We start from the raw sequence: 7654 nt of genomic DNA on the forward strand, positions 1-7654 counted from the left end.
GACGGCAACGGCCGGCTGGGCCGGCTGCTGATCCCGCTGATCCTGGTGAGCGAAGGCGTGCTGCGCGAGCCCCTGCTCTACCTGTCGCTCTACTTCAAGTCGTGCAGGAACGACTATTACGACCTGCTCCAGGCGGTGCGCGAGCATGGCGACTGGGAGTCCTGGCTGTCCTTCTTCGCGACCGCGGTGCAGGTGGCGGCGATGCAGGCGGTGGAGATGACCCTGGCGATCACCCGGCTCTTCACCGTGGACGGGGCGCGGATCCGCCGCGAGGCGCGGGCCGACGAGGACGCGTTGCGGCTGCATCACGCGCTGTTCAGCCGACCGGTGGCACGCCGGGTCGACATCACCGCCTTCAACGGCCAGGACGCGGCCGCGATCGACCGGGGCGCGCGGGTGCTGACCGGGCTCGGCCTGCTGCGCACCGTCTTCGGCACGGCCGGCGAGCCGATCTACGTCTACACCGCCTACCTCGACCTGCTGAACCGCGAAGCCCCTTGAGCTTTCAAGCTGTCGTGCTTTCGCGATCCCGTGCGCCGCCCCTCGGTTTCTCTTGATGCCGCCTTGATGCCATCCGGGCTACGCTCGCCGCAAGCAAGAACGAGAGAGACGCCCCATGCTCATCAACTGTGTCGCCTACCGCGACGGCCGCCGGCTGGCCGATATCCAGCCCGAAGAGATCAGCGACTACGTGAAGCTGCCCGACTGCTTCGTCTGGGTCGCGTTGCGCGATGCCTCCACCGAGGAGGTCCTCGCGATGAAGGAGGAGTTCGACCTGCACGAGCTTGCCGTCGAGGACGCGCTGCACGGGCAGCAGCGGCCCAAGGTCGAGGAGTACGGCGACACCCTGTTCGCCGTCATGCAGACGGTGCAGTTCACGCCGACCGACGAGCTCTGCACCGGCGAGGTGTCCATCTTCGCCGGCAGCAACTTCGTGCTGTCGATCCGCAACCGCGTCGCGCAGAGCCTGCTGGGCGTGCGGGCCCGCGCGGAGAAGGAGCCGCACATGCTCAAGCGCGGTCCCGGCTTCGTGATGTACGCGATCATGGACGCGGTGGTGGACCGCTACTTCCCCGTCATCGAGGCGCTGGAGGCGGAGCTCGACGCGATCGAGGCGCAGATCTTCGAGCCGGGCGTCACCCGCGAGAACATCCGCCGCGTGTATGAGCTCAAGCAGCGCATCACCACCGTCAAGCATGCGGTGTCGCCGCTGCTGGACGCGGTGGGCAAGCTGGTGCGCGGGCGGGTGCCGCCGATCTGCGAGGACACGCGCGAGTATTTCCGCGACGTCTACGACCACCTCGAGCGCATGCAGTCCGCGCTGGACTCCCTGCGCGATACCGCGACGACGGCGATCCAGGTCCATCTGTCGATGGCCACGATCGAGGAGTCCGAGGTCACCAAGCGCCTCGCGGCCTGGGCCGGCATCTTCGCCGCGGCAACCGCCTTCGCCGGCATCTGGGGCATGAATTTCGAGGTCATGCCGGAGCTCAAGTGGCGCTGGGGTTATCCGGCGGCGCTCGGCGTCATCGCCGCGACCTGCGGCGTGCTCTTCTGGCGATTCCGCAAGGCGGGGTGGCTGTAGGCCAGCAGTCAGACGAGCGCCGCGATCGCCTGTCCCATCTCGGTCGTGCTGGCCTCGCCGCCGAGATCGCGGGTGCGCGGCCCCGACGCCAGCGTCCGCTCGATCGCCGCGAGGATCGCGTCATGCGCCTGATGCTCGCCCAGGAACTGCAGCATCAGCGCCCCCGACCAGATCATCGCCACCGGATTGGCGATGTTCCTGCCGTAGATGTCGGGCGCCGAGCCATGCACCGGCTCGAACAGCGAGGGGAAGTTCCGCTCCGGATTCAGGTTGGCCGACGGCGCCAGGCCGATCGTGCCGGTGGTCGCGGGCCCGAGGTCCGACAGGATGTCGCCGAACAGGTTGGATGCCACCACCACGTCGAAGCGCCCCGGCTGCAGCACGAAACGCGCCGACAGGATGTCGATGTGCTGCTTGTCCACCGTCACCGACGGATAACCCGCACCGACCGCGTCCGCGCGCCCGTCCCACCACGGCATTGAGATCGCGATCCCATTGCTCTTGGTCGCCACCGTCAGGTGCTTGCGCGCACGCGCCTGCGCCAGCTCGAACGCGTACTTCAGCACCCGGTCCGCGCCGAAGCGCGAATAGACCGACTCCTGGATCACGATCTCCCGGTCCGTGCCGGCGTACATCACGCCGCCGAGGTTGGTGTACTCGCCCTCGGTGTTCTCGCGCACGACCAGGTAATCGATCTCGCCCGGCTTGCGGTTGGCCAGCGGGCAGGGCACGCCCTCGAAGAGCCGCACCGGCCGCAGGTTGATGTACTGGTCGAATTCGCGGCGGAACTTCAGCAGCGAGCCCCACAGCGACACATGGTCCGGCACGGTCGCCGGCCAGCCCACCGCGCCGAAGAAGATCGCGTCCTGGCCTTGCAGCTGCGCCTTCCAGTCGTCCGGCATCATCTGCCCGGTCTGCTGGTAGTAGTCGCAGCTGGCCCACTCGATGGGGGTGAACTCGAAGCGGATGCCGAAGCGCCGGGCGGCGGCTTCCAGCACGCGCAGGCCCTCGGGCATCACTTCCTTGCCGATGCCGTCGCCGGGAATGACGGCGATCCTGTACGTCTTGCTCATGGTCGTGCTTTCGGTCTTGAAATCAACGGAAGTCGGAAGGGCGGACCGTGTGCGTCCGGCCGCCGAAGGGGGCGACCGATCAGCGCGGGCGATCCGCCGTCGCGATCAGTACGGCGAGCCGGTCGGCGCCGGTTGCGGCGGCGAGAGCTCGAAGTCTGCCGCAAGGCGCCGCGTGGCCTGTGCGAGCAGCGTGACGTCGATGCCCACCGCGACGAAGCTCGCGCCCAGCGACAGGTAGTGCCGCGCGAGCGCCGCGTCACCGGTCAGCGTGCCGGCCGCCTTGCCGCTGGCGACGATGGTGCGCACCGCCGCATCGATGGCCGCCTGCACCTCCGGATGCGTCGGGTTGCCGCGATGACCCATCGACGCGGCCAGGTCCGCCGGCCCGATGAACACGCCGTCGACGCCGTCCACCGCGCAGATCGATGCGAGGTTGCGCAGCGCGGTGACCGTTTCCGCCTGCACCAGCACGCAGGTCTCGCCGTCGGCCTCGTCGAGGTAGTGCCGACGCAGGCCCCAGCGCGACGCGCGCGCCACCGCCGCGCCGACGCCGCGCACGCCGTGCGGCGGATAACGCGTCGCGGCCACCACCGCGGCCGCCTGCTCGGCGGTGTCGATCATCGGCACCAGCAGCGTCTGCACGCCGATGTCCAGCAGCTTCTTGATGCCGTCCTTGTCCGCATTGACCGCGCGCACCACCGGATGCGACGGATACGGCGCCACCGCCTGCAGCTGCTGCAGCGTGCTGGTCAGCTCATTGGGTGCGTGCTCGCCGTCGATCAGCAGCCACTGGAAGCCGGCCGTCGCGCAGACCTCGGCGCTGTAGGCCTGCGCCATTGACAGCCACAGGCCGATCTGCGGCCGGCGCGCGGCCAGGGCCTGCTTGAAGGTATTGGCGAAATGCATGGCGCTCATGACAGGCCTCCCTGGCAAACGTACTTGATGTGCAGGTAGTCGTCGAGCCCGTGCGTGGAGCCCTCGCGCCCGTAGCCGGATTCCTTGACGCCGCCGAAGGGCGCCGCCTCGGCGGCGATCGCGCCTTCGTTCAAGCCGACGATGCCGCTCTCCAGCGCGTCGGCGACGCGCCAGGCGCGCGCGATGTCGCGCGTGTAGAAGTAGGCGGCCAGGCCGAAGGGCGTGTCGTTGGCGGCGGCGACGACTTCGTCCTCGCGCTCGAATCGGAACACCGGCACCACCGGCCCGAAGGTCTCCTCCTGCCACAGCAGCATGTCGGTCGTCGCGCCGGTGAGCACGGTGGGCGCGAAGTAGTTCGGGCCGGCGGCGACCTCATCGCGCAGGCGGCGGCCGCCGGCGACCGCGGTCGCGCCGCGCGCCAGCGCGTCCTGCACGTGACGCTCGATCTTCTCGACCGCGCGGGCGTTGATCATCGGACCGATCTGCGAGTCGGCACGGCTGGCCGGCCCGACCCGCAGCGCGCTCACCCGCGCCGCGAGCCGCTCGACGAATCGATCATGAATGCCGCCTGCGCGAAGACGCGGTTGGGGCACACGCAGGTCTGGCCACCATTGCGGAACTTGGCCGCCATCAGGCCCTCGACGGCCGCGTCGACATCCGCATCGTCGAAGACGATGAAGGGCGCATTGCCGCCGAGTTCCAGCGAGAGCTTCTTCAGCGTGGCGGCCGATTCGCGCGCCAGGTGCTTGCCCACCGGCGTCGAGCCGGTGAAGGTGATCTTGCGCACGCGATCGTCGGCGAGCCAGACGTCGACGACCTCCGGCGTGCGCTCGCGCGACGCGCAGACGATGTTGAGCACGCCCGGCGGCAGGCCGGCTTCGGCGGCCAGCTCGACCAGCGCCAGCGAGGTCAGCGGCGTGTCCTCGGCCGGCTTGGCCACGACGGTGCAGCCGGCAGCGAGCGCCGGCGCGATCTTGCGGGCGATCATCGCGGCCGGGAAATTCCACGGCGTGATCGCGGCGACGACGCCGACCGGCTCGCGCAGCGCCAGCATCCGGCGGCCCGCCACCGGCGCGGGAATGACCTCGCCGTTGGCGCGCGTGGCTTCCTCGGCGAACCACTCGACGTAGCTGGCCGCGTAGGCGACCTCGGCGCGACCTTCGGCCAGCGGCTTGCCTTGCTCCTGCGAGATCAGCGCGCCCAGGCGCTCCTGGTCGCGCAGGAGGAGGTCGTTCCAGCGCTTGAGCAAGGCGGCGCGCTGCTTGGCCGGCACCGCGCGCCAGCCGGCGAAGGCGGCGTGCGCGGCATTGACCGCGGCGCGCGCGTCCTCGGCGCGGCTGTCGGGCACCTCGGCGATGCGGCCGTCGTCGGCGGGATCGACGACCGGGAAACGGTCGCCGGCGGCCGCGTCGCACCAGCGACCGGCAATGTGGTTCTGCGTCTGCATGAAGGGACCTGGAGGGAAGCGAAGTCAGGACGCGGCCGGCGCCGCGGCGTGGGCGGCGGTCGCGATGGCGCGGGAAGCGGGCGGGCCGGCCATCAACTGACGATGCCCAGGTGCCAGGGCACGAACTCGTGGTCGCCCAGGCCCAGCAGCTCGCTCTTGGTCGGCTCGCCGGAGGCGGCGCGCAGGATGTGCTCGAAGATCTGCCGGCCCATCTCCTCGATGCTCAAGGTGCCGTCGATGACCTGGCCGCAGTTGATGTCCATGTCCTCCTCGAGGCGCGTGAACATCGGCGTGTTGCTGGCCAGTTTGATCGTCGGCGCCGGTTTGGAGCCGAACATCGAGCCGCGGCCGGTGGTGAAGCAGATCAGGTTGGCGCCGCTGGCGATCTGGCCGGTGACCGCGACGGGGTCGTAGCCCGGCGAGTCCATGAACACGAAGCCGTGCTCGTCGATCGGCTCCGCGTAGTCGTAGACCTGCCGCAGCGGCGTGGTGCCGCCCTTCATCGCGGAGCCCAGCGACTTCTCGAAGATGTTGGCCAGCCCGCCGGCCTGGTTGCCGGGGCCGACGACGCCATTGAACTGCCCGTTGTGGCCGCGGGTGTAGTCCTCCCACCAGGCCAGCCGGTCCAGCAGCTTCTGGCCGACCTCGGGGCTGACCGCGCGGCGGGTGAGCATGTATTCGACGCCGTGGATCTCCGGCGTCTCCGACAGGATCGCGGTGCCGCCGTGGCGCACCAGCAGGTCCATGGCCGCGCCCAGCGCAGGATTCGCGCCGATGCCGGAGAAGCCGTCCGAGCCGCCGCATTCCAGCCCGATCTTCAGATGCGCGGCGCTGACCGGCTGGCGCTCAACGCGATTGGCGATCGGCAGCATCGCCTCGACGGCGCGGATGCCGGCCTCGATCGTGGCGCGGGTGCCGCCGGTGTCTTGCATCACCAGCGTGCGCAGCGTCTCGCCGGCCACCAGGTGCTGCGACTCCATCAGGCCGGCGACCTGGTTGCGCTCGCAGCCCAGGCCGACGATCAGCGCGCCGCCGAGGTTGGGGTGGCGCACGTAGCCGGCGATCGTGCGACGCAGCAGGTCGAAGTGGGGGCTGGGCGAGGACATGCCGCAGCCGGTGGTCTGCGCGAAGGCGACGACGCCGTCGACGTTGGGATAGTCCTTCAGCCGCTCCGGCGTGAAGTGCTCCGCGATGCGATTGATCGCCGTTGACGAGCAGTTGACCGACGCGAGGATCCCAATGAAGTTGCGCGTCGCGACGCGGCCGTCCGCCCGCACGATGCCCAGGAAGGTCGCGCGTTCCGCCTCGGGCAGGTAGTCGACCGGCTTCACGTCCGCGCCGAAGGCGGGATCGCGGTGGAACTCGACCAGCGCGATGTTGTGCGCGTGGACGTAGTCGCCAGCCTCGATGTCGCGCGCGGCCACGCCGATCACCGCGTTGTACTTGCGGATCGGCTCGCCCGCGGCGATGCGGCGCGCGGCGATCTTGTGGCCGGCCGGCACCTGCGCTTTCAGGCGCAGGCTGAATTCCGGCAGCACCTGGCCCAGCGTCAGCGCCTGCCGGGCGATCAGCACGTTGTCGTCGGCATGCAGGCGCAGCAGCGGCGAGGCCGTCGCGAGCGCGGCCGCACCGGCGGCGGGGGCGGTGAAGGCGTCGCTCACGCTCAGCCCTTGGCCAGCAGCTCGCGCAGCTTCAGCCGCTCGATCAACTGCGTGTCCTTGCGGTAGGTGGCCTGGATGTACTTCTCGTAGTCGGGCTGGTCCAGGTACATCACCGGCGCATCGATGCGGTCGCAGACGGCGATGAACTCGGGGTCCGCGGTCGCTTTGCGGAAGGCGTCGCGCAGCCGGGCGACGATCGCCGGGTCCATGCCCTTGGGCGCGCCGATGCCGTTGGGCGCGTCGACGACCAGGTCGTAGCCGGATTCCTTCAGCGTCGGGACGGCCGGGAAGTCCTTGGTGCGGGTCTCGCCCCAGGTCACGAGCAGGCGCAGCTTGCCGGACTTGACGTGCGGCGCCCACGAGCTGGAGTCCGCCACCGCGTCCACCTGGCCGCCGAGCAGGTCCTGCAGCGCCGGCGCACCGCCCTTGTAGGGGATGTGGTTGAGCTGGATGCCGGCGAGCAGGTTGAACTCCTCCATGCCGACATGGGTGGCGCCGCCGATGCCGGCGCTGCCGTAGCTGATCAGGCCGGGCTTGGCCTTCGCGGCGGCGACGAACTCGGCCAGCGTCTTCCACGGCGAGTCGGCTCGCACCGCCAGGCCGAAGGTCTGGCCGTTGACGCGGGCGAGGTAGGTCAGGTCCTTGAGCGGATCCAGCTGCACCGTGCGCAGCTGCGCGAAGCGGGTCACCGAGATCGGCACCTGGCCGATCGTGTAGCCATCGGGCTTGGCCGTGGACAGCACTTTGGTGCCGAGCATGCCGGACGCGCCGGCCCGGTTCTCGATGATGACGGTCTGTCCCAGCACCTTGGCCGCGGCCTGGCACAGCGCGCGCATCGTCACGTCGGCGGTGCCGCCCGCGGGCCAGGGGCAGATGAAGGTGATGGCGCGTTCGGAGGGATAGGCGGCGGCGCGCGCGACGCGCGGCAGCGCCAAGCCGCCGAACCTGGCGCGCTCGTCCACCAGCGGCGCGT

The 7654-nt window shown here is 70.2% G+C and carries 6 protein-coding genes and 1 pseudogene; 2 read left to right on the top strand and 5 right to left on the bottom strand.

The window, feature by feature from the left end:
- Positions 1-501 (top strand): Fic family protein (locus tag FUT87_RS28505; protein WP_404935368.1); only part of this gene is annotated, 501 nt, incomplete at its 5' end.
- Positions 502-616: 115 nt separating this feature from the next.
- Positions 617-1585 (top strand): magnesium/cobalt transporter CorA, encoded by a 969-nt coding sequence (gene corA, locus FUT87_RS06695; RefSeq protein ID WP_147240510.1) that lies wholly within the window; start codon positions 617-619, stop codon positions 1583-1585.
- 8 nt (positions 1586-1593) lie between these two features.
- On the opposite strand, the gene FUT87_RS06700 is transcribed toward corA, so the two are convergent.
- The 5 genes and pseudogenes from FUT87_RS06700 to FUT87_RS06720 form a co-directional block, all read right to left on the bottom strand.
- The gene (locus FUT87_RS06700; protein WP_147240511.1) at positions 1594-2658 is read right to left on the bottom strand and encodes a tartrate dehydrogenase; all 1065 of its coding nucleotides are present in this window, start codon (positions 2656-2658) and stop codon (positions 1594-1596) included.
- A 105-nt stretch (positions 2659-2763) separates the two neighbouring features.
- Positions 2764-3564: a 4-hydroxy-2-oxoheptanedioate aldolase gene (gene hpaI, locus FUT87_RS06705; protein ID WP_091724916.1), complete on the bottom strand. Its 801-nt coding sequence runs from the start codon at positions 3562-3564 to the stop codon at positions 2764-2766.
- A gap of 5 nt (positions 3565-3569) precedes the next feature.
- Positions 3570-5020: pseudogene (locus FUT87_RS06710) on the bottom strand (NAD-dependent succinate-semialdehyde dehydrogenase).
- Positions 5021-5112: 92 nt separating this feature from the next.
- Entirely contained in the window at positions 5113-6681 is a 1569-nt protein-coding gene (locus FUT87_RS06715; RefSeq protein ID WP_186830395.1) for a UxaA family hydrolase, read from the bottom strand.
- Between the two features lie 2 nt (positions 6682-6683).
- Entirely contained in the window at positions 6684-7616 is a 933-nt protein-coding gene (locus FUT87_RS06720) for a tripartite tricarboxylate transporter substrate binding protein (RefSeq protein WP_255511703.1), read from the bottom strand.
- Positions 7617-7654 lie beyond the last annotated feature (38 nt).

The organism is Mitsuaria sp. TWR114 (genome assembly GCF_007997345.1).